Here is a 25,138-nt window from a genome sequence, read left to right on the forward strand (position 1 = left end):
AGGGGCTTATCTTGAGCTTACGACCGAGCTGGAGGTTGATGATGACACCGATAACGGCACCGAGACTCATACCGCGACAGTAACCCTGGCGGATGTCACCGCAGCGTTGCATGTTGATGCGCCGCAGTGGTCGGGTGCAAGTGATCGTTTGCTGAAGATTGCGAACGTCGGCTCGCGGCTTTGGGCCACGACAGGCGATGCCGCCCTAAACATTGATCTAACGTCGGCCGCACCCGATGCAGTGCTAAGCCAGACGGCAACCGCAACAGGGCTTACCCGACTGTCCGCTTCCAACGGTTTTGCCGTGACCGCCATTGGCGTCGCTGAAACATGGCAAAGGCTGACGGTAGATAGCGTGGATGGCTTTGGCGTTGGAACGTCTGTCGAAGATACGCAGACTGGCGCCACCGGAACGATCCGCGCGATTTATGGCGACGCCGACCAATATGTTGCGGTGGAACTGGATGGCGCCACCGGCTTTGGCGTGTCGCCTGCGACCGGCGCAACAGACACATTGCGACAGACGCGTGATGATATCGGCTATCGCGGAGACATGAGCGCCTCAATCGGGTTGTTCGTGCCTGTCAGTGCCTCTTTGGGGGGCGATGGCGCGGTTGCCGTGATGCGGGCATCGGCAGGATTGGACGGCGCGACCTTTGCGCTGCCCGAACTGGTAATCCCTGCTGGCTTGGTTGATTTTCTGACGGCCGAATATCAGGCACGTGTCGAACAGGCGATGGGCGCTTTGTCAAACCTCAGCTACGCTGACGTGCTTGATGGCGTGATTACCGCCCTTGATGTGATCTTGGGTGAAAGCGACGGTGACGGGCTTATTGACACCCAGATTCCGGTGATTGGAAAATCGCTTGACGATCTGACAGGCATCAGTGCCCTGCGCGACGCCTTTAATACGGTAAAAGCCTCGGGGGCGCAGACGCTTGATGGCGTCGAGGGCGCCATTCGCAGTGCTTTGGAAATGGTGTTCGGTGATTTGGGATCGGGCACGATTTCGGTTGAATTGGCACCCGTTGCGGACAGCGGTAACAGCCAGATGCGCGCCAATATCCGGGTTGAAAATCTTGATTTTCAACGCAGTGAGCGGTTGGAGGTGTCTGACGCCGATCTGTCTGACGCATTGGGCGTCGATCTTGGCCCGCTTAAGTTCAATGGCGGTGGTCAGGTCGATATTGCAGCCACGTCGAACATGGTGTTCGACCTGTTGTTTGAAGTTGAGACAACGGCACCCCTTGGACAAACCCCCGAGGTGTCGGTCTACCTCAGTGATGAAACCGGCATAGATTTCGCGATTGATCAGATGGTCCTGACGCCTGTTGGCGCGACCAGCATTGACTTGGGCTTTGCCGAAGGCACTGCCGCATTGACCGGCGATGCCAGCATCGAGATCGACGCTGGTACAATGACGCTGCGCAATATTGAAGATGACCTGAGCAGTCTGGTCGGTTTGACCTTACAGCAAAGCAATGGGGCCATCTTCAAGGTGCTGGCGTTCAAGCCAAATACCGGCACAAGCGCTGATCCGAATGGTGTGCTAAAGCTTGAGCGGATCAAAGGTGCGATCCAGACGGCTGATGATACATCTGCGGATGTCACAGAAGTTAAGACGACAGGCCCATCTTTCGGCAACCATATCCTCACAGAATATGACATGAACGGTGATCCGACGGGCCATTATATAGACATGTGGTTCGGGCAGGCCCCTTCGAACATTGGTGATCTGAGCGTCGGCTTTGAGGGGTGGGATAGTGCCACGCGGGCGGCGACAGACGAAAGCGGCATGCTGCTGCTGGCCGATGGTACGTCTGTGGAAATGGTCGGAACAGAAGTTTTGACCAAAGGACTTCGGCCGACAGGGGCGGCCTTGGCTGGTCAGACGTTAACCTTGACCATGGCCGCGCCACTGACTGCGGAAACCGCGCCACAGATCGGGGCGCTTGTACCGCTTGGAAACGGCTTGATTGGCCGCACGACTGCGGCCACCGTGGGCGGGTCGACCGTCACGCTGGATTTGTCCGGCGAAATGAAACAGCCCACTTTGGTCGGGACCGAATTGACAGCAACTGTCAACGGCAGTTCGGCATCGGTCGATCTGTTGCAGGCGCCGGTCTTGCGCGCTGGTGTTGTGATAGATGCAATTGCTTTGAACGGCGACACCGGCCGCGCGACGATCAAACTGTCGGAAACACTAGGGCAGGCTGATCTGCCACCTGTGGGCACCGCAGTGACGATCAATGGCTTGGATGCCGTCGTGATCGGGCGCGCGGTTGATACTGATCTGCTGGAAGTGGCGTTTACAGGCGAAGTCCGTCCTGTTGCACAGGGACAGGGCGTTCGACTGTCCTTGCCGTTGATGACGCAGCTTAGCGATGGCACAACCACTTTTGACGTGACCAAGGCCGGTTTTGCTGATGATGGCCGGACCTTGCAACTGACGCTGGAGTCCGGTGGCGAAGCCGACAATGTCCAAGAGGTTGAAGAAAAGCTGAACGCGTTGCGTGAGCTTAAGCCTGGGATGGTCTTGTCCTCGGCGGACGCAAGTTATGTTGTTTTGTCGACAGACCCCAATGGTGGAACGGTTGATGTCCTTTGGTTGGCAGGATCGTCTGCCACGCCACCCGCAGTTCATAAGGTTGGGTATGACAGCGATCAGCCATCCTTTGAATATTCCGACGGAACGGCAAACCAGTCTATTGATGTCTCGCAGGTCACGGTCACCGAGGACGGGGTTCTGTATCTGTTTGCGAAAGACGCCGAAAATTCGACCACACAAGCCGATCATCTTGAAACGCTGGCCGATGCCGCCGCTGGCGCTTCGGTTACAATCAATGGTGAGGCGATTGATACAGATCGCGTGACGGTATCGGAAGCAAAGCGCACGGTGTTCATCTCACATAGCGCGATTGATCTGGCGGCTGGCAGTGTCCAGACGGTGGATGCGACACCGGCTATGGCGTCCGGCCTTACACAGTTTTTGCGCAACGCAGGGACAAACCTAAGCAGCGATCCGGTCTATGCGGCGCTGCGCCCCGTCGCGCAGTCTGCAGGCGTGGATACCAGCGTAACCGAAAATGGTGTGACAACAGATTTCGTGCGCGTGCTGAATTCGGCTGGTGCCACCAATCTGGGAATTTCCAGCATTTTTTCGGGGATAGGGCTGTTTTCCAACCTGCCGATCGCCATTTCCGGTGGGATCGGGGATATTGACCTTCCCACGCTTCCGGCGTTGGATCTTGGCTTTGATTTTTCGCTGCCGTCGATCAACTTCGGGTTGGGCGATTTGGGGCTTCCGGATGTGCCGGGCCTGAATCTGCCTGATTTCGATGTTCCAAACTTGGTTCTTCCGAGCCTGCCAGGCCTGCCGTCGCTGGATATTCCTTTTGATCTGTCGCTTCCGGATCTTCCGGACCTTCCTGGCATCGGGGCATTCCCGAGTTTGCCTGACTTCGACATTTCGATGCCTGATTTGGATTTCACTGGGCTATTTGGTGATTTGAATATTGGGTCGTCGCTTACCGCGCTTATTGACCTGATTGAAACCGTGTCAGCCTCGATTGTGACCGAGGGGGAGATCGGCAACGACATCCTAACAACTGAACTGCCGTTGCTGAATTTTTCCCTTGATAGCAAACTTGGGATCGTGCCGCTGTTCCGCTCGATCAGCAGCGTCGTGGCAGGGTTGGACGACAACCTTATGCAGATGCAGCAATTGTTGGATGCCGAGTTGGCGACGCTTGGATTTGATGTCGGTCTTGGGGCTGACGACAAGCCCGTCGACAGCCGTGTCACGGTGGCACGCGTTAATTATGATGACCCGAGCAATCAGGACAATCGCAACGATCTGGTGTTCGGCATCAACATTCGCAAGCTGGTGAGTGAAACGGTCGATACGGATATTGATCTTGCGGCTGTGATGGCCGGAATGGACAACGCATTGGCGGGGCCATTGGCCAAACTGTTCGCCATGAACGGCAACTTCAAGGGCGCGTTCGAGATGTCGGCGGGCCTGATGCTGGACCTGGTTTTGAATCTTGACGATGTGCGCGCACCCAAAGCCTTTATCGGTGCTGATTCGGATCTGTATGTCGATTTTGACGTGGTCACCGATCAGGCCGATATGGAGGTTTCATTTGAGGTCGGTGAATTCGCGGCCGAAGCGCGCACCGGCACGTCAGAGGCCGATCCGTTCGTCTTTGAGATGGTCAACAGAGATGGCTCTGCTTTGGCCCCTGATGCCAATACCCGTTTCCTGAAGATGGGTCTTAACGGCGATGGATTGAGCACGTCGCGATTGAGCGTCGATCAGATAGCGCTTGAGCTGGCCAGCGAAGAAAGTTTGCAGGTTTCGGTTCCGGTCTATGCAGGCATCGAACATGATTCACTTGGCAGCTTTGAAACCAAAGTGGTGGATTTCGATCTGTCGTTTGACCCCGGTCAGTTCATCAGTGAAACGCGTCCAGAGCTTTTTGTGTATCAAGATGCGAACGCATCGACAGCCGTCGCATTCAGTGCTTTCCGCCAGACGGGTGTCGTGGCTGTAAGTTACCAGTTCGCGGACGAGTTTTCCTTTGACACTTCAGTTCTTGATAAACTGATGGCTGCGGCCAACCAACCATTGAATTTCACCGACCTGTTCAAACAAATGCAGGGGGTCGTGAATGGCGTGAAATTCGCCACGACGACGGTCGAAGTTCCGTTCGTGGGTGAAACAATTGCCGGGTTGATCGGGATCGAGGATGAGGCCAACACTGTTTTCTCAAAGCTGGATGACATCTTTACAGACTTAATAACTGCGACAACGCCCGACCCAGATGATGAGACAGATGGGACGGTTAAAAGCCTTGATTTCATCAACACTAAAATCGGTGAAGTTCTGTTCAAGGGCCAACAGGATCAGGTCGACGGTTTGCTATTCAATGCCGGCTTTACCTTCGGTCGTAATGCCGAAGACAAGCTGGTTGCAAATGCTGTAAACGTAACGTTCGATCTAAGCTTCTTCGCGCTTCTGCAGGTGCATAACATCATCGATGTTGACCGGACCGTGCGCCAGACGTTGCGCCCAGCCGATTACCTGCCGCGTGAACAGTTGAACATGCTGCGGGCGCTTGGGGTTGATATCGACCTTGAGATGGACCCGATAGATTTGCTGTTCAACTTTGACATTGGTGTCAAAGGCAGCATCTCGCTTGGGATCGGCGGCACGTCGCGCTCACCCACTTACACGACAACTCTGCACGAAGGGGCCGGGGTTTATATCGGCTTTGGCGCGCGCGCTTTTGTCGAACAGGCACAGCTGAAAGCAGGGCTGACATTTGTGCCGGGCGCACAAATGACGGCATCGGTGCTGGATGCAACCTTTGCACTGGATGCCGACGGTGATGTTGAGCGCGATGGCGCAGGGCGTATCATTGATGATGGGCTTGCGGTCGTAGAATACGTGACCTCTTCTGCGCTGGTTGCCTCGGGGATGACTACCAATCAAACGTTAAACAACGCGATGAGCCTGAACACCAAGGGTCATGCGGCACTTATGGTTCCGATCTATTTCCCGACCAAGTCCGCGCCGTTGACTGGTAGCTCCGATGTGATTGACGACGATTTCCTGACGGACGAGGCAGGGCGCTACGCGAAATATGCGTCGACCAAGATGGACCAATGGACCGGTGCCGATGTTCAGCGAAACGCGATTTTTATCGGCTACGACCTGACCAGTACCAACCTGACCAACGCCGCAGAGCTGGTGAACGATTCGCGGTTTTACTACTATGTGCCAAACCCGATGCCGCAAATCGGCTTGGGGATGTTCATCAACGATCCTTTGCTGCTGATTGACGGACTTAGCAGTGTTCTGGACGCATTGGACAAAACCATTCGGCAGGCACCGCTATTCGCTATGGATTTGCCGTTCATCGGTAGTGAAATGCGGCGCGGGGCTAACTTTGTCAGTTCGACTTTGATTGACCCGCTTGAGGATGTGCTTGGCGATCTGTCCAACCTTATCCGGCTTGAGCAATCGAAGCGTGACGGCGAGTTTACGACAGTGGATCTGTTGCAGCTTGCGATGTACGAGCTGTTCGGCGAGATTGAAGATGCCACAGGCGACCTGATTGAATTCGTTGCGGCGGATGGCACCGCTTTGCGCAGTTATGACGATGTTGATGTCACTTTGACGGATACGTTCGACGACCTGCGTGTCGGAATCCGTGCCATGGGCAATATTTTCGATCCGATCGATATCGAGTTGGATGTCAATGGCGCGGTGCCGGGGTTGCCGGTGTCGTTTGCATCGGATGCCATGATCCAACTGGGCATGACCTATGACATGTCGCTGGCATTAGGCGTCAGCTATATCAATGACAAGCTGGACTTTTACATTGATACGGCACGTGAAAACGAGATTCTGGTCGAAGCCTATGCCGACCTTGATGACAATGCGAGCCTGTCTGCGGCGCTTGGCTTCCTTGATTTCGATGTCAACAACCTGCTTAAAAACGGGCACAAGGAGCTGTCAGCGGCGCTAACAGTTGACCTGAAAGATCCCAATGCCGGCAACACATCGAAGCCCGAATTGGATGACGGACGACTGTCGCTGATCCAGGAACTGCGGGGCACAAAGTTCAAGGATGTGGTCGACGCACAATTCACGGCCCGCGCCGAAGTCAGCCTTGCGTTTGTCGGCAGCTTTGGAGGATCAACGCAGTTTCCACGGTTCCTGACCGATTTCCATTATTCGCAGGTTTTTGCGGATGTGAACCTGACAACCGGTGTGAAACAATCCGAATTCGGCGGCACGCCTGAAATCGTTCTGGCGGGTATACGGCTTGATCTGGGGACGTTCATCTCGAATTTCGCCGGGCCTATCTTGCAAGAGGTGCAGAAGATCACGCAGCCGACGGGCGAGGCATTGCAGCCGGTGGTTGATCCGCTGCCTGTTGTCTCTGACTTGTTGGGCTCGCCCACATCGGCGCTTCGGTTGATCGAGATGTTCGGCGGCGCGGGTGTTGCGAAATACACGACCTTCTTCAGGGTTCTGAAAGGCATTGTGGATTTGATCAACGCAATGCCGCCGCCTGATGACGCCAACGGTGTCATGATCCGCTTTGGGGATTATGTCGTGTCGGGTGCAAATCGTGATGCGCGAAATCCACAAAAATTCGATCAAAATCAGATCAGTACTGAAAACAAGGGACGAAAAATCAATCCGCAGGCACAGGCGACATCGCCCAAGCTGCCGACGGCTAATGTGGGGCGGCCAACGTCGGACACGTCCGGTAAAAAGGCATCTGGTAAGACCAAGGGCTTCTTGTCAAAGTCGGGTGCGCTACAGGGGCTGCGCTTCCCGATCCTTAACAACCCGTCGACTGCGATTGGGTTGCTGACCGGGGCCAGCAATGTTGATCTGGTTGTGTTTGACCTGCCTGAACTATATATCGAGAAATCGGTCAGTCAGGATATCTGGATCTGGGCGCCTTTCCTGTCGGCGACGTTTGGGGCTGGCATCAGTGCAACTGTCAATCTGAGTTTCGGCTTTGACAGTCGCGGCTTGAACCTGTTCCGCGACAGTGGGTGGAACAATCCTGAATATCTGTTCTTCGGCTTGCACGCCCGTGATTGGTATGATGACGGCAGCGAACGTGTTGAACTTCAGATCGACATGCAAATCACGGCATCCGCGCAGATTGGCGGCAATTTCGTGGTGATGTCGGTCAAGGCCGGAATCGCGGGCGGTATCTTTGGCACCGTCAAATTTGATCTCAACGACGTTGCCAGCCGCGAAGGCACCTATGACGGCAAGCTGTATATTGATGAATTAGCCTATATCGTGCAGCGCGATCCATTGGGGCTTTTTGACGTCAGTGCCGAATTCCGCGCCAAGGTTTGGGCGTTTGTCGAAATCAAGCTTAGCCTTTTGTTCACCACGATTACGATCTTTGAGAAGAAACAAACGTTGGTGGACGTGGTTCTGTGGCGGTTTGACTATCACAAACATTTCCAACTTGCCCCGCTGGGCGAGGTCAACGACGGCATCTTGACCGTCTTTACCTCTTCTGGTGCGGATAAGATCACGATCCACGAAACCGATGATGGACGGGTCATGGTTGATGCGTCGGGTGACTTGCAGCGGTTCGAGGATGTGACCGAGGTGGTCATCGATGCCGGTGCGGGTGACGATTACATCGTCATCGCAGACACCTTTACCCGCAAGGCGACGGTGCGCGGCGGTGCCGGGCGCGATACCTTGATCAGTGAAGCAGATGCCGAAATTTATTTTGACGGTGGAGCAGGGGCAGATGTCCTGATCCAGCGCGGCAGCACCGGTGCGATCCTGCGTGGTGGTGACGGCGATGACCGGCTGACCGGTGGCATCGGTGACGATCAGCTATACGGTGACGCCGGAAACGATATCATTTTCGCGGATGAACCCGATACGGTGTTCGGAACTGCAGACGCCTATGGCATCGGCGGCAATGACACGATCTATGGCGGTTCTGGAAACGACGTTCTTTACGGCCAGTATGGCGATGATGTGATCTTCGGAGACGCGGGCAATGACCTGATCTTCGGCCAGATGGGCGACGATACATTGAATGCTGGCGCGGGCCGTGACGAGGTGCTTGGCGGTGACGGCGATGATCGTATTCTTGGCGCATCAGGTGTCAATGTTTTGGCTGGCAATGATGGCGTTGATTATATCGTGGGCGGCACGGGGGCCGATACCATTCGCTGGTCAGTCGGTGACAAAGCGGATGTGTTTGACGGCGGTGCCGGTCGCTCGGACGTGGTCGAGTTGCGCGCGGCGGAATTCAGCCGTGGTCAGGTTGCCCAAGATAGCGTGAACGTGTCGACGCTGAAGGATGGCCGCACGCGGGTTGAGTGGCGGGACTCTGTTCTTGAGCTACTGGAAATCCGGAATGCCGAAACAATCGATATGATGTTTGGCTTGGGACAAGATGACATTGTGCTGAACACGCCCGATGGCGTGGCGGATGCAGCCTCGATCGTGTTGCAACTGGGGGCCGCAGTGGCAGGTCGCCCCGGAGATCGGTCAACCGACACTGTGCGGATTGTCGGATCGGATGATGACGACAAGATCACATCAACGGCTGTAACGGCAGACAGTTCCAGCTATGCCCTGCATCGCAAAGCCAGCGATGGCAGCTTTGAAAAACTACAGGTCGTGACCCTGCGGGACACAGCGCGGGGTGAGTCAGAAGAAGACACGCTGCGCCTCATGACAGGTCTGGGCGACGATACAGTCGATTTGTCCGGTCAACGGATTATCGCGAATAGTGTCGGCGGTCTGGTTCGCGTCATCGAAACAGAAGGTGGTGACGATACTGTAATCGGCAGCGCACGCGACGAGATCATCAATGTCGGTGCGGGCAACGACGAAGTCCGGCCCGGCCGGGGAAATGATGTTCTGATTGATGGCAGTGGCCGCGATACCTTGGTCTATGACGCGGCCGAGGAAGCGGGGAACGCAAACCCGGTGACATACCGCCTCTATGGCCAACAGCTTGAAATTGAACAAGCTGGGGATATCCAACGCGAATACCTGTGGGATTTCGAGGTGATACGCCTGTTGGGTACCGACAGCGATGACACCTATGATATCCGCGAATTCATGGCCCGCGCCGAGCTTGACGGTCGCGAAGGGTCCGATGCCTATCTGGGCCGCGCGAACGAAGGCGTTGCAAGGTTCGGGGTCGAAGGCTTCTCGGACAATACCGTTGTGGTGGATGGCACTTTGGACGTTCAGGACGGTGATGTCCTTGTTGGTCTGGAAGTGGCGCGTCTGCTGCTTGAATCCGGGTCCGGTGCCATTGAGGATCTTGAAGAAAACAAAACCGTTTTGCGTGGTGTGCGTTCGGGTGTGCTGGCCACTTTGATCAGCTATTCCGAGCAAACCGGCGAACTGGTGCTGCGCGGGCTGACCGGGGTTCCCCAGCATGGCGAGAAATTCGAAGTCGTGGGCAAAGCCGCCGTTGATGCCAAAACGCTTGCGCTTTCGGTAAATGACGCGGCTGGTTTTGCCGCCGGCGATTTGTTGACCCGTGAGGAAAAGCGCACGGCTGGCGAATTGGTTACGACGAACGATTTCATCAGCGTTACGGGGTCGGTTGAACTTTACGTTCCGGATCTGGATTTCCCTGATTTTAAACTTGTGGAAGCGGACGGCGCGCTGGCACCTGAAACCACGCTTCGCCGGGAGCTGGGGGATGGCAGTTTTGAACGGATCGGCGTGATTGAGGCGGTTGATCCCCCGAACGGCACCTTGGCAGTCAAGTTGCTTTCGGGCCTATCGTTGAGCGCTGCCGATCTGTCGTCAGGGTCGATTTTCTATGGGGTCGGCGCAACCGATGCGGTATTGCCGGGCAATACCACCGGGCTGGTCGGGCTGAGCGCCCAGACAGAAATTCGTTCGGTGTCTGAAGGTGACGCAACCCTTGGCCTGAGCCTTGAAGGCGCGCCGGCGGACAATGCCTTGGTCTATGCAAGTCTGGGTCAAGAGCAACGCCAGATTGGCAAACTTGCCAGTCGCACGGCCACCGAATTTGTAATCTCGGTGGATGGCGGCGAAGTGCTTGAAAGCGGCCAAACGGTTGAGGTCGAATTAAGCCCGCATACCGTGATGCGTGTGACGTCTGTGGATTCCCAGCTTAACTCGCTTGCCGTTGACCTGCTCAGCGGAACCGCGACCGGAGGTGAGGCCGGCTTTGCTGTGTCCCACAATGGGCAGGATGTGAATGTTTCGGTTCGCAACAGTGACACGGCCCAAGAGCCGACCATTCTCACTTTGGCGCGCCCGGACGGGGTGACATTGTCGGTCGGCGATCTTTTGAGTGAGCAAAGCGGCGGCGCGAACGCGCTTTACCGTGTCAATGCGCTTGGCGCGTCGACGATGGAATTGGCCCTGCTTGAAGGGCGTTGGATCAATGGATTTGGCGCGGCTGCAAGCGTGGCCAACATGGCCAGCGGATATGATATCCCGCAACGCGCTGTGCAGACCGTCACTTTGGAGTTCAGCGCCGTCAACGGGGCCACACGCCAGCCTGTCGCAGGCGAAATTTGGCAAGCCACGAATGCGGATGTCGAAGCGGTCTTTTATGTCTCGGCTGTGGCCGGGAACGAGGTCACCGTCGAATTGTTATCGGGTCGTTTGGGGACAGGCTTCCTTGATCTGACGCTTGAATACACTGCGCCGGGCGACAGCGCCCCGACCCAACCGGCGATTGGCCAGTTCGGGCTTGCGCCGGTTGGGACCGATGCGCCGCTTATCAGTATTTCGGTCGAAGACGAAGCGATTGAAACACTGTCTGCGCCAGTTGAACTTGATGCTGACCTGTCCGAATTGCCCGCGACACCTGCGATTTTGATCAATAGCAATGGCGACAGCGTTTTGCGCGTGTCAGCGGAAGGCATGATTGAGCTTCTGCGCGGTGCGCCGATTTCGGGTGGCGTATATTCGATGGCGGGATCGACCACAGAGACATTTACGTTGTCTCCGGCGCGTATCAAACTGGACGATCATATCGCCCTTGCCGCTGAGATAAGCCTGCCGTTCTCGTCTTTGGAAGACGAAAGTGGTGCACCCCTTGCAGCCCCGCAAGTGGGCGAGATTTGGAGCCTAAGCAGTGATCCAGAAACGTTGCTACAGGTCGTTTCAACGGACAATAGTGTTCTAAAGGCGCGGCTGTTGACCGGTGCGTTGCCGGTGATCAACGATACAACACTGGATCAGTTTGAAACCCAACGTCAGATTTTTGGCGATGGCGCTTTGGGCCTGATGCCTTTGGGGGCATCTGCTCCGCAGGCTGTGATTTCGGTTGACCGGGCTGGCCTGCTAGCAATCGACGGCACACCTTTGCCGGTTGATGGGGCAGGGCGCATCGGCGACCCGGATCTGTGGATATCGGAAGATGGTTCTACCATTGTGCAAATTCAGGATGGCGTTGCAGTTCTGTTGAACGGGTTGGCCGTTGATGGGCTGGAGTTGTTCCCTGATGGTGATCTCTTGGCCACGCCATGGGCACTTAAATCCAGCGGTCGTGTCGCTACCTTGACCGGGGCGCTGACTCCGGCTGTGACGCAAAGCTATACCTATCAGGTCGCGGTTGAGGGTGATCTGTCGGATGTTCAAACACCCGTGGACGCGATTGCAGAGCGTTTGCAAGGCGGTGACGGCGTCACACTTAGCACGATTGACCGCGCAGGACATGAAACCGATCTGGATATCGTTTCGGTCAACGCAACCGCTGGCACAATTGATATTCGCGTGGATGGCTCGACGCTGTCGTCTGGCATGGGGCTTTACGATTTGTCTGCCGCGGCAGGCATCGACCTGCTGCGCACGGATCGCGCAGTTCTACGGATCGAACGCGAGGTCGAGGCCACAGGCGCAGCCGATGGCGTTCGCCGTTTCGTGTATGTTGAAACGGCCCCGCTTGAGCGTTCTGCCACTGCTCGGGTCTTTGAGGAGTTCGCCAATGCCTCAGCGACAAACCCGATCAGCCTGTACACCTCTTTGGGGCAACGCGTTCTGATTACTGGTGCGGATGCGTCCAAGGGGACGGTCACGATGCGTTTCGCGGCCCCGGATTTTGACGAAACCGGTGCCGAACGCGCCCGCGTCGTGTTTAACGATATGGCGCTTTATGCCCTATCAGATGCGACTTTGATCTCGGATCAGCCGGTTTTGCGATTGATATCGCAAACCGAAGGTGATGCGCAGGCGATGAATTTGACCGCCGCCCGAATAGCGAAAACGGCAAGTGGCACCTCTGACCTTAAGATTTCAGGCCTGACGCAGCCCCTGTTCGAAGGGCTAAGCACCGTTTTGTTGAATGGAACGACAGCCTCGAACCTTCAGACTGTGACGCAGACCGATCTTGATACGTCCAAGCTGCATATCTCGGTCAGCGACACTGGCGGAGAGGCGACAACGCGGCTTGATCTGGCCAATGGTCAGACAGTTCCATCGTTGCCAAACCGAAGCGTGGTTGTAAATCTTGACACGGCGATTGTTCGCTTGCCCGCGGGCTTTGATGGCACGTTCATCAAAGGTCAGGATGTGTTCATGGCTGGCGTGTCCGATGCTATCGGCACCGTCAAGGTGTTCAAGGCTGGTGCGGGTGAACTCCACATTGACCTTCATCGTGATGTCCTGAACACCGCCGAAGCCGTGGTTGGCTTTGGTAGTCGTTTGTATTCGCAATACACCGCCCAAGGTGCGGATGCACATTCTGGCGATCTGGTTATCTCTGATCCCGATGACCTGAAAACTGTCAATAAACAGGTGGTGTGGGACTCGGTTGATAGCGGCACGGACGGTATGGGGTTCGTTTCCGGTGATGGTTTGATTTCAGAGGATGGTCGCACGCTGTTGGATGTCGGCTATTTCGGCACCGAGAGGGATGAGTTTGGCAATCCCATTGGCGGTTCGAGCGAACTGGATCTGGTGTTCAATCGCGTGCGCGTGCCGGTGCAGCCGTTCAATCCGGGCGATGATCTTAAACTGCTTTCGCGCACAGGCACCACGTATGCCGACCTACCAGTTGATCCAACTGATCCGGCTATCGGGCAGATCAACGTTGGTGGTGGGTCTTTGGATGTGGCCTTTGGACCGGATGGTTGGGAAGTCAAGCTGGGCCAAGATGCGGCTGACGCGTTCGAAGCTGGCCTGATAGCCGAGTTGAAGCGCCTTTATCCAACTTCGGACAGCAGCATCGTTGATCCGGGGGCGTTCCAGAAGCTGGTGAACGAAATGGCGGGCCGTGACGGGCTTTACCTGTCGTCTGCTGATGGCAAGGATATGGGCCGGATCATCGGATGGAATGGTGATCAGCGTTTGGTCACCATCGAGGTGCTGGAAGAAGACCGCGCCGAAGCCAGCCTGTCGGACAACTACAATCAGGCGTTCTACCTGCGCGAGGCGCCAGTTTATCGTTTGGACGATATCCGCTTGCAAGCCGGAGATGGGGAAACGCCAATAAGCGTCACAACCGAGGATATTGCGAATGAACAGGCACAGCGTGTCAGCCTGTCAGTTCCGAAATCCCAAATCGACGCTAATTTCCCGTTGGATGCGGCCTATTCACACGTCTACTTGATTGACGAGGCGACCGATGCTTTGGTTGCCGTGGCCAAGATTGACAAAAATGCAACGGCGGCCTCTTTGGCTGGTGCCAGCGGTAGTGGTAACCGGACGATCATTGCTGTTGCTGAAGGCAAGGATAACAATGGTTGGGATAGCTCGCTGACCGGCGTTAAAGTTGTCGTCTCCGAGGGGTATGACCAGATTGCGCGTGTTTCGGACGTGGGCAGTGTCACCACCGCAAAAGATACCGGCATCCGCACAACTGTTGTCACTGTCAATAAATCCAATGCGTTGACGCTTGAGTATGCCGAAGATGGCACTCCGCGCTTTGCCCAAACAATCGGATTGGTTGGATCGGATGCAAACCGCTATGAAAACTTGATGTTCGGGCGCGTCGCTTCGGTTGCCGAGGTGGGCGATACCTATGAACTGACGGTGACTTTGGGGCAAACGGCGGCAGCACCAGTTGCGGGCGACGTTGTGCGGTTGGCGACGGCGGATCGGATGCCAGCCTTTATGCTTGGCGATGCCAATTCGGCGCTGATCCAAGCGGCCAGCGCGCAATATTCAGCGCAAGTCAGCCTTGGAAACCTGTCTTGGGAAGTTGACAATATCACCCAGACACTTGAACTGGATGATGTTGCGGGCCTGAGTGTTGGCGATGTGATCACGGGCGATGGCTTGTCCGCCACGGTCAACGCGATCAACGGGACCACGGTCGATGTTACGTTGCGCCGTGATCGTGATATTTTCGCCGGTCTGTCCGATCTAGAACTGAACCGTCAAGGCGATGCCGTCGGGGCCAACCGTTGGCAGATCGAAGGTCAGCCCGAGCAGGTATGGGAAGCGGTCGACGCAGATGGCTGGTATGCTGACAACCTTTCAGATTGGGATGTCGAAGAAGGTGGAAATGCCACACGGGATGTCTGGACCTTCGTTGTGGAATACACCCCGACAGGGGCAGAAGCCGATGTTTTGCAAAAAATTGCTGACGGTCAGGCTCTGACTGCTGCCGAAACTCTTGTTTATGAGGGTATCGTTCAGCCCGTGCGCCCGTTGGTGAACGACCGGTTGATGTTCCGCGAAGGTGACTTTGACGGTGGCACCCGCTCGGCTGATCAGGCGACGGTTCTTGATATTCAAGAGATTGACGGCGAAGGGAACGAGTATCGCTTCCGCATCTTTGCCGAGGTTACTTGGCAGGATCTTCAAGATCCCGAAGCCTTGGCCGGTATGACGCTGGACGGTCGCAAGGTGCTGGATGCAAGTGACGTCACAGTGCAAACTGTCGATGATGTGGATTGGCAAACTGCGGATACGACGGATGAAGATTTTATCGCGCGTCGTCAGGACGGTTTGGAGAGAGCCTCACCGCGTGAGTTCTATTCGGCGCAACCCTTCCGTCTGTATGATGCAGCGGACAGTGGCCTGACCACGCAGATTGCGACTGGTCGTGTCAGCGATTGGAATTCCGAAACTGCCACAATTACGCTGTCCCGGCTTTCGTCTTTGGATAGCAACGGCGCGGTGCTGAAAGGCGATGCGGCGTTAACGCAATCCTTGCGCGATATCATCGGCAATGGGGATCTGTTGCGCAGTGACATCGACGCGTCCGGCGCGACGATCGTGGGCGAGCGTGTGATGGTCACTTTGGCTGATGGCACAACGTCAACCACGCTGACCGGCACGAAACTACCGAAAGTGGGCAGTGTCTTGCGTGCCTATGGTGTCGTTGGATCAACCGCATATGACGCCGAAATCGGTCGTATATTGTGGGTCGAGGACAATGGCTCCATTGAGCTTTTGATCAATCGCGAGGCAATCGCCGAGTATTCGATTGGTGCCGGGCTGAACGTGCGTTGGACCTACGAAGATGACAACGACGATATTGATGGGAACGCGGCCCTGAAGACGGGCGAGGGGGCGATCCTGTCGCTGGAAACGGCTGCGGTCATGTCGTTTGTCCTGCACCAGATACCCGACATAGACACCAGCACTGGAACGCGTGGCGACAAGAACCCGATCGACGATTTGAACCGCGCCGACATAAACCCGGTGGCCGGTGATCTGGTTGCAATCGGTGGCGTGATTGTTGGCGAAGTTCTAAGTTTTGACCCCGAGAAGGCGCTTTTGGGCGTCGCTGTGGATCATGACAAGCTGTCTGCGGTTCGGCTTGATGCGGCAAGAATGCCCAATGATCTGTCGGGCGTTGGCATCGAACTGATCAAAAATGTTGATCGTGACGCCGCTGCGATCAAAACCGGAACCTATGCAACCAAGTATCAATTGAACGAGATCCGCCTTGGGTCGATCCGCTTTGAGGGCCAAGGTGTTGCTGTACCTGCCGATCAAGGTGGAACTGGCCTGTCTCTTGCGGGCCTTGCTTTGGGCTTTGCCGGTGACTCGGTCGGGGGAGAGGCGCTGGTTCTTCCGAATTTGGGGATGCTGGACGGCACCCCAGATCGTGTAACAGGCACAGATCAGGCCGATGTCGACTTCCGTAGTCAACTCGATGCTCTTAGGTTGGGCTTTGAGGGGGTTAAGTTCTTCAACCGTGACCGCGTTGTGGTCGGGCTTGATGCGCTTCCCGATAGCGCGGTTGGGTATCAAGAGCACCGCGATTTCAGCATGGCTACACCGGCAAGCGAGTCGCATCTGTTCGGCATCCAGCGCACACAAATCGGGGTCGCAGTGGACGGCGGACAAGCGTATCGCTTCCAGAACGGTGAACTGGTGACAGTTGCCCAGAAAGCCGAACAACGCTTTGTGAACTATGCCGGTATGGACGAAGTGTTCCTGCATGGCTCAAATGCGTCTGATATCTTCAGCTTCGATAACACTGGCGCGTTGACCTATGCATATGGTCACGGGGGCAAAGACAGTTTTAACGTCGGGTCGATCATTTCGACCCGTCAGGCCCCGAACCCTGATGGGACAGGCGGTACAGTGACAGTTGTTGAAACCACGTCCGGCACGGCGCATGATACGCGGATGTTCGGCGGCGGCGGAAATGACTATTTCCAAGTCTACCGCAACAAGGGCGAGACATGGCTGTTTGGTGACGCGGGTGACGACACCTTCTTTGTCAAGGCGACGCTAGGGGTCACGAACCTTGGTTCTGGCAAAGGTAAAAACAAGGTCGGTTTCAATCGCAACGCCCCGCTGCATATCGACGGCGGAAGCGGGTTTGATACGTTCATCCTTGAAGGCACCGAAATTGGTGACCAGTTCATCGTCTTTGTCGATGATGACGGTGTGCAGCAAATCAAAGGCGCCGGGCTTGATCTGGGATCAATCAAGAATGTCGAAAACATTCAGATCAATTCCATTGATGGGGACGACACGATTTATGTCTACGGGGTCAACTCTGAGACACGCCTGACAATCAATTCAGGGCGCGGCAATGACGCGATCACAATTGGCGGCCCGGCACAGGTGTTCAATCCTGAAAGCCAAACGATTGATCTGGATTCCACGGCGGCGGCGGCCAAAGTGCCAACTATCGTCTATGAAGAGGTCGAGGAGTTCGTGCCGGGCTTCACCCGTGTCGAACGGACAGCCAACCCCGATGGTACCGAAACCGTGCGGCAGGTGGTTGTTCCCGGCTATACCCGGATCAAGAAGGTTGCGACAGTCGAGTTGGTGGATGTGGCAGCAACCACCCAAACCGAGCGTCGCCGCTTTTCGCCCGATGCAACACGTATCGGGGCACAGGATGATCTGTCGGCCTTTGATAATCTGGTGATCATTGACGGGTCTGCCGGTGCAGATACCATTGATGTCAAACTGTACGGAAATACCGATGGAAGCCGCGCCAATGGTGCGCTCGGTGTGACGACGGACCGCGATATTCAGATCCGCTCTCTCAAGGCTGTGTATGGTCAAAGTTATCAACCCTCCGAAAGCGAACTTGTCGCCATCGACAGTCCAGACAACCAATCCTATGGGTGGCTCACCGGGTTTGCCGGAAACCGGCAGGGGATTGTTCTGGACAATCTGGAATTGGTGCGCATCCAGCTTGGGGATGCTGACAACAACTTCACGCTTGAGGGGCTGGACACGGACATCGACTATGCGGTGATTTCGCTGGGCGGCGGGGATGATACCCTGTCTGTCGGCCAGATGTCCGAAACTGATGATCCCGGCAACCTTGTTGGATTGACTGTCGAGGGCCAGACAAATGATGTTCAGGATTGGCTGGCGGACAAAAAGGATGGCTTGCCTACGGGCATGACAAAGCTGCATTTGTTGATGCAAGCCGCACGTGATGATGTGCCGTTCTCGGTTGTGTCGCTGAATGACTGGTTCGCCCAACTTGACCTTGAAGCCGTTGATCTGGCGCAGTTGGAATCGGATTATGCGGCACAGAACGGCAAGTTGCACGGGGCGCTTTTGACCCGCCTGTCGCCCGAATTGCGCGATTGGTTCGCCCTGCGCGATACCGCCTTGTCGCGGGCCGGGCTGACGCAGCAGAACTTGTTGACCGCCGCGGTGCAGGAATTTAACGTTACGGTCACTGATCTTACGACCTTGGACTTGGATGGCTGGTACAATGGTCTGGCTCTGTCGAGCTTGAACGCACAAGCACTGACACGCGCATGGGAGCAGGCCAACCCGCGCTGGGGCGGCGTTGTGGGGTCTTTGGAAAACCTTCTGTCGCGCGCGGTTTTGATCGGTGGGACGGGCAATGACGAAGTGTCGATTTTCGACAGTGCCCGCGCGGATGCCGTGCTTGCCGAGGTTTCGACCTTTGCGGCCAAGCCGTACAATCCGGCCGACCCAACGGTCGCCACGCCAGATGAAATCGCCAAGGACCCACTTCAGGAACGTATCGCCTTTACTAATTTGGCGTTCTCACCACGCGATGGTGACAGCGATTTGAAAGGCTCTGTCGCGCTCAATAGTTTCGAGATGTCGATGGTCTATCTTGGGGCAGGCAATGACGACGTCCACATCAAGTCCGCTTTGCAGCCGTTGTTTATCTACGGCGGTGGGGGTGATGATACGTTCTTTGTCGGCTCGACGCCCGATGATACGCTGACGTCATCGCTTGACGGGGTGGATACAACGATCTCGCTTGATGGTGGTCAGGGCTCGACCCGCCTGATTGTCTCTCGTGGTGGCGATACGGACCAGACTGGCCCGGTCGAAATCAACGACAATGCGGTCATCCTGCGCCATTTCGCGGGCGATAACGTATCCGTTCCCCCGATGGTCACAAGCATCCGCTATGATGCAAAAACTGACCCCATTCAGGATGCAGCCAAAATCGCCGGCAGCTATATAGGCGAGGCGTCGCTTGGCTTTGATCGTGGCGTGACCGTCTATACTGGTGAAGGCGATGACAAGTCGGTCTATATCAAAAGCATCCGCTCGGAAGCGCCGACCAGTATCTATCTGGGCGCAGGGTCTGACATTGCAAGTGTGTTGCCAACCCTTGGGGCCGCGACAAATCTGGGTTTGACGAACGACCGAACCGGCGACCCACATGATAAATTGCAGGTCTTCGGCGGTGAGGGTAACGATAAGGTCGATCTGTCCAAAGCTTTGGTCAATGTGCGTGCCTACGGCGATGCCGGGAACGATACACTGATCGGGTCAACCGGCGTGGATATCTTGATTGGCGGTGCCGGTCACGACGAATTGCAAGGCTATGGCGCAACCATTCTGGGGTCGCCCGATGACGGCAGCCTATGGGCCAGCCAACTGGAAGTGTTGGCCGGGGACGATCTTGGCCGCTATTTTGCGATTGGGGCGGGTAGCGATTTGGTCAATTATCGCCTTCCGGGCTTTATTGACGCCAACAGTCAGTTCTTTGATGCACGTTGGATGGAAGCCGGTGGCGTATATCTGTTTGATCGTAGTGACAGTGCAGGGCAACTGTTCGACCTGTCGCAAGCCGTGAACGCGGATGGGATCCTGCTAGAGCAATATCGCCAAGGTGATCCGCTGGCCGAATGGTATTCGGTGGCCTCTCCGACCGAGACGCTGGGCGACGGTGGCAACGACATCATTTTCTCAGGTGTGGCGTTGGCGAATGATCTGGGCCTCAGTTCAGATGTGGCGTCGGCGTTGCAGGGCACAAACCTTGTCTTGGCTGGCAGCGGTGCCGACCGTGTTTATCTGGGTAACGCCAATGCTGCACATGCATTTGGTCATGTGATTGCAGGCGACGAAGCGCAGATGCGCTTCAAAGCGGATGATGAAAATATCTTCGATATGGAAGATATCGCCGCAGCCCGTCCACCGTACATGGAGCCGCGTGGCGATGACTGGATCCAGTATGGTGCCGGCATGGCGCATGTTCTGGCCGGGCATGGCAATGACGCGATTTTCGGGGGCTTGACCCCAGAGGGCAGCAACGCGGCGGGCCAATATGAGCATCGTATTGTTTCCGACATGGGCGTCATCCGCTTGTTGAACGATACAACTGAACTGAACTATCTGGCGACCCAACAGGATCGTCCGGGTGGCGACGATACGCTTGTTCTGGGCGATGATGATGTGAACTGGGTCGGCGGTGGCGGCAATGATCGCATCTGGGCGGGCTATACTGCCGAGATTTCGCCAAAACCAACCGATCCCGCCTATGTGGATGGATCTTGGATCACCAATGCCGAAGATCAGAAAATTGATCTTGGGGCGCTGTATACCCAGTCCACTCAGGTCACATGGGGCGGCTATGACAAAGGTTTTGCCAGTGGGTTTGTTGGCAAGGCCGTCAATATTCTGCGCGCGGGCGAACAGGTTGGTACAGGCAAACTGACTGTTGCGGGCAAGACTGGTGCCGGCATCGTGTTGGACAGCGGCACGATGCGCCAAGGCGATTTGGTGCAGGTCATTGTGGATATCAGTGGCACCACAGAAGATCTGCCGCTGTTGACCGCTGTGCTGAAGGAAGCAGTCGATTACGATTTGTTGCCATATCTGTTGCGCGGCACATGGGGCGGTAGCGCCCTTGCAACCGGCAGCGATAGCTGGACATGGACGCCACGCGTTGTGGCGATCGACACCTCGTCGATGGCGCGCACAGTCCAGAACGTCAATCTTGTGTCGGATTACGGCAGCATCGAACGCGATGTCTATCTCGCCGGGAGTGACGCGGATCCGTATAAATACAATGACGGCTCGTATTCTGTGAACCTGTTCGAAGATGGCAAACAGATCACGGCCCTTGTGGTGACGTCAAACACCCCGTCCGATGATTTTGATGCCGAACTTGCACAACCCATTCTGGGGCTTGATACGCGCACGCGGGCGGTCAATCGTGGCGACGGGGGGCATGACAGTGTCATACTTGGCTCGGCGCAGGGCAGCATCGTGTTGGGCGAAGGCAATGACCATATCTATGCAGCGGATAACAACAAATCTGTTGATACGCCGTTCGACGATATGGCTGATGCCACAAACAATGAGGCTGCTGACGGTCTGGCGATCATGGCCGACGCAGGTGAGCTGCATCGTTTGCTGGGCGTCACCGATCAAGGCGTGCCGCTGACCGGTCAAAACGGACGGCGCTTGATCCATGCCGCCACCAGCAAGAATGAAACCCCGGTCGGTGTGACTGGTGCCAATGGTCAAACTTTGGTGTCGCAGGTCTATCGTGGCGGTGACGATCAGGTCAGCGTTGGCGCTGGCAATCATGTCATCGTCGGTGGCATTGGCGCGGATACGATTTCCGCAGCCGATGGGGCGGATACCGATTATCGCCAAATCATCTCTGGTGACGGCGCGACAATGATGTTCGACCCAAGGCTGGGCCTTGGGGCACCGCTGACCTTGCTGACGTTTGAGACGATGGAACGCTCCAGCCTTTCTGACCCGGATGAGGCTGATGCCTTTGCCGCGACGGTTGGCGCGGTCAACGATCTGGGCGCGCGCTCGGGTGATGTGATCGACGCTGGTAATGGTGATGTGCTTGTTGCGGGCGGTCTTGGGGCCGACGATATCACCACCGGAACCGGGCGGCACATACTGGCCGGGGACGGGCTTGCCGCACAAATGCTGCGTGCCGGGTCTGTTCCACTTTATGCCGAGAACAACCCGCTTGAGCTGTGGATTCGCGACTTGGATAACGCCGTGTCAGGTGGCGGTGATACCATATCGTCATCCGCACGCGATGTTGTGGCGTTGGGTGGCGGCGGCGATGATCAGATCGCGCTTCAGGTTGGGATGGCAACGTCCCAGACCGGACGCGCCCTCGTGATCGGCGGTCGTGGTGAAATGGTGTTCAAGCTGAACGCGAACGGTGATGAAGGGTTCACAGGCGCCGCAACCGATGCTGCATTGGATATATTCGATCAAGCAGCGCTGGCCCGTGCGACAAGCGCGGATAGCACATATGCTGACGACAACCCCGACAGCGTCGCAACACAAAGATCGGGTGGCGATGACCTTATAAGCCTTGGTCATGGGCACCTTCTGGCCTTTGGGGGCGGCGGTGAGGATACGATCACCGGCGGGCATGCCGACGCCCAATCGACCGCGATTTTTGCCGGTGACGTGGCCGAAGCCGTTTTGACCCCGGATACGGATAACCTGTTGTTGCAGCGGTTTGAATCCGCGCGCATTGAGGTTGCCGGAAAATCGGAGCTGCGTCGCTCGGGTGGGGATGACAGCCTTGCGCTTGCCTCGGGTCATCTGATGGCCATCGGCGGTGATGGCGCTGACCGCATTCAAAACGGCAATGGCGAAGCCACCGTTTTGGGTGATCACGGTGAAATGCTGTTTAGCGCCGACAACGGGCACCAATTGCAAAGCGTCACCAATGCGCCACGTGATGGTGAGGCGGCGGCCTTTACCGAAATTGCCGGTGATGACACCGTGCGATTGGGGCAAGGATGGCGCCAGATCGTCATGGGCGGCGAAGGCAATGACAACGTCGCGACCCAAGTGACCGTCAGCTTTGATGGCAGCGACGAGGTTCTGACGCCGCTGCCCGCAACAGGGGCACGGAACGACAGTTATTTTGTCGGCGACTATGGCATGATCGTGTTTGATCCAGCCCATCCCGACAATGCGTCGGGTGGTCTTTTGTCGATGACCGGCCTTGACGGGGCGGACACCAGCAAAGGCAACGATACCTTTGCCACCGGCGACGGTTTGCTGCGGGCGGTTCTGGGAACCGGCGATGACACGCTGACCGCTGGCAATGGCGAAGCCATCGTTCTGGGTGATTTCGGCCGTATCCTGAATGACGTTGCATTCCGTCTGGAAAGCGTCGCGAACAGCCCGACCACAGAAGGTGATCAAGATACCTATGACCGGCTTTCGGGCGATGACACGGTTACGCTTGGTGATGCCTCTAGGCAGGTTATCATGGGGGGTGCCGGGGATGATCGTCTGGTGTCAGGTGATGTGGGTCTTGGATATCTGGCAGGGGATCACGCCGTTCTTACGTTCGATCCCGTCGCAGGCCGAATGTTAAGCCTTGTGTCGATGGATTGGAGCACGGCGCTTACCCCGGATGCCGGTTTGAGCTTCAACGATGATTTCCAGATCGGTGATGGCGATATGCGCGCGGTTATGGGGATCGGAAAAGACAGCCTGCGTCAGGGCGATGGCCTTGGTTACGTGCTGGGGGATGGTGGCATTCTTGACCAAAGAAATGCCAGCTTTATCCTGCAACGGATCGCGGCAGTCGCGGATGGCGTCTATGGCCCGTTGGGCGACGATGACACCTGGAGTGCAGGTGATGGTCGGCACGTCGGTATCATGGGCGCAGGTGACGATAGCGCAACGCTTGGTGATGGGGCTGTGTTCGCCTTGATGGATCACGGTCAGATCGACTTTGACCCGGTCAATGCCAAAATGGACAAGGCCCAAGACCTGTCCACCCGGTGGTTTGGCGATGACACGCTGACGTCAGGGTCTGGCTATGGTCTGGTCGTCGGCGGCGGTGGCAAAGATGACATCCGCACGGGCCGCACCGCTGCGGGCGGTCTTGCTGCGGGCGATGGCACACATGTCTTGCTGGGTGATCTGGGCGTGATTGATGGCGCGCCGGACGTCTCGGGTGTTCTTCCGCTCAAGCAGATTGAGGCGCTTGTACCCTCTATCTATGGCAATGATTGGCTTGCGGGCGGCAACGGGCGCGACGTGGTGATTGGCGGAGGCGGTAGCGATGAAGTGCGCGGTGAAGGGGGCCGTGACATTCTGGCCGGTGACTATCTGCGAGTTGATTATGCCAATGGGCTGGTCACGGAAATCGAAACGCCGCAACAGTTCAACTTTTCCGGGGCTGGCGATACTATCCGTACTGGCTACGACGGCGATTTCGTCTTTGGTGGCACACAGTTCAATCGGTTCGAAGTTGCGGCGAGTGTCGATATCATCTTTGAAACATTCGGTCGGGTTCTGACCGAACAAGGGACGGGGATCGACAAGGTTGCCTACATCTTCAACCAAGGCGTCAGTGGCAGTTTGCTGGACGATCGTGTGGCTGATGGGCAGGTGCCGACCAAACGAGATCGCGAATACAGCGCTGATGGATATGATTTCTTGGACCGCTCGTCTAAAGATTCGAGCGCGCCTGAAAGGACCGAAAATCAAGCTGGAGAGGACCTTTCGCAGACCTTCATGGCAGCACAATTGCTCGTGGACTCTGGACAGCAGAATTTCATGGGATCCAGTATGACGCAGGAGTCCGATGCTGTTGATGCGGATCTTCTGAACCTTGCTGGTATTTCCATGAAGCCTGATTTGCCTGCGGACCCAGCCGCAGTAAGTGATGCTGTGCAGACCGCCGCGAAATCGCCGGATGTAAAAGCTGACCAGATAACAGATAAGATTGGCTTTGTGTCGGATGACGACTCCATGCCGGTTGATATTCTCAGCGTGCTTGAACTGGGGGCTGGGGCTGCAGCAGTCAAAAGTTTGGGGCTGCGTCGGTATGGTCCTGTCAAGGTTGGCAGTCTAGAACAGCGGCTGCGTGTTTGGGATGGCAGTCGTTTTGTCCTCAGGGGCAAAAGTGCGGTTGACCATCTGGTCGATATGTAATGAGTTTCACGCGACAAATTTGAACAA

At 56.3% G+C, this 25,138-nt stretch carries 1 protein-coding gene (only partly in view); it reads left to right on the plus strand.

Annotated elements, in window-relative coordinates; all coding sequences use genetic code 11:
* Window positions 1-25,111: the 3' portion of a DUF4347 domain-containing protein gene (locus XMD517_RS11305; RefSeq protein ID WP_173488010.1), read on the plus strand. The gene continues 15,584 nt to the left of window position 1, outside the view; 25,111 of the gene's 40,695 nt are visible here — the last part of the coding sequence; its start codon lies beyond the left edge, outside the window; it ends in the stop codon at window positions 25,109-25,111.
* Window positions 25,112-25,138 lie beyond the last annotated feature (27 nt).

Origin of the sequence: Aliiroseovarius sp. xm-d-517 (genome assembly GCF_013283135.1) — a bacterium.
Taxonomy (GTDB): domain Bacteria; phylum Pseudomonadota; class Alphaproteobacteria; order Rhodobacterales; family Rhodobacteraceae; genus Aliiroseovarius; species Aliiroseovarius crassostreae.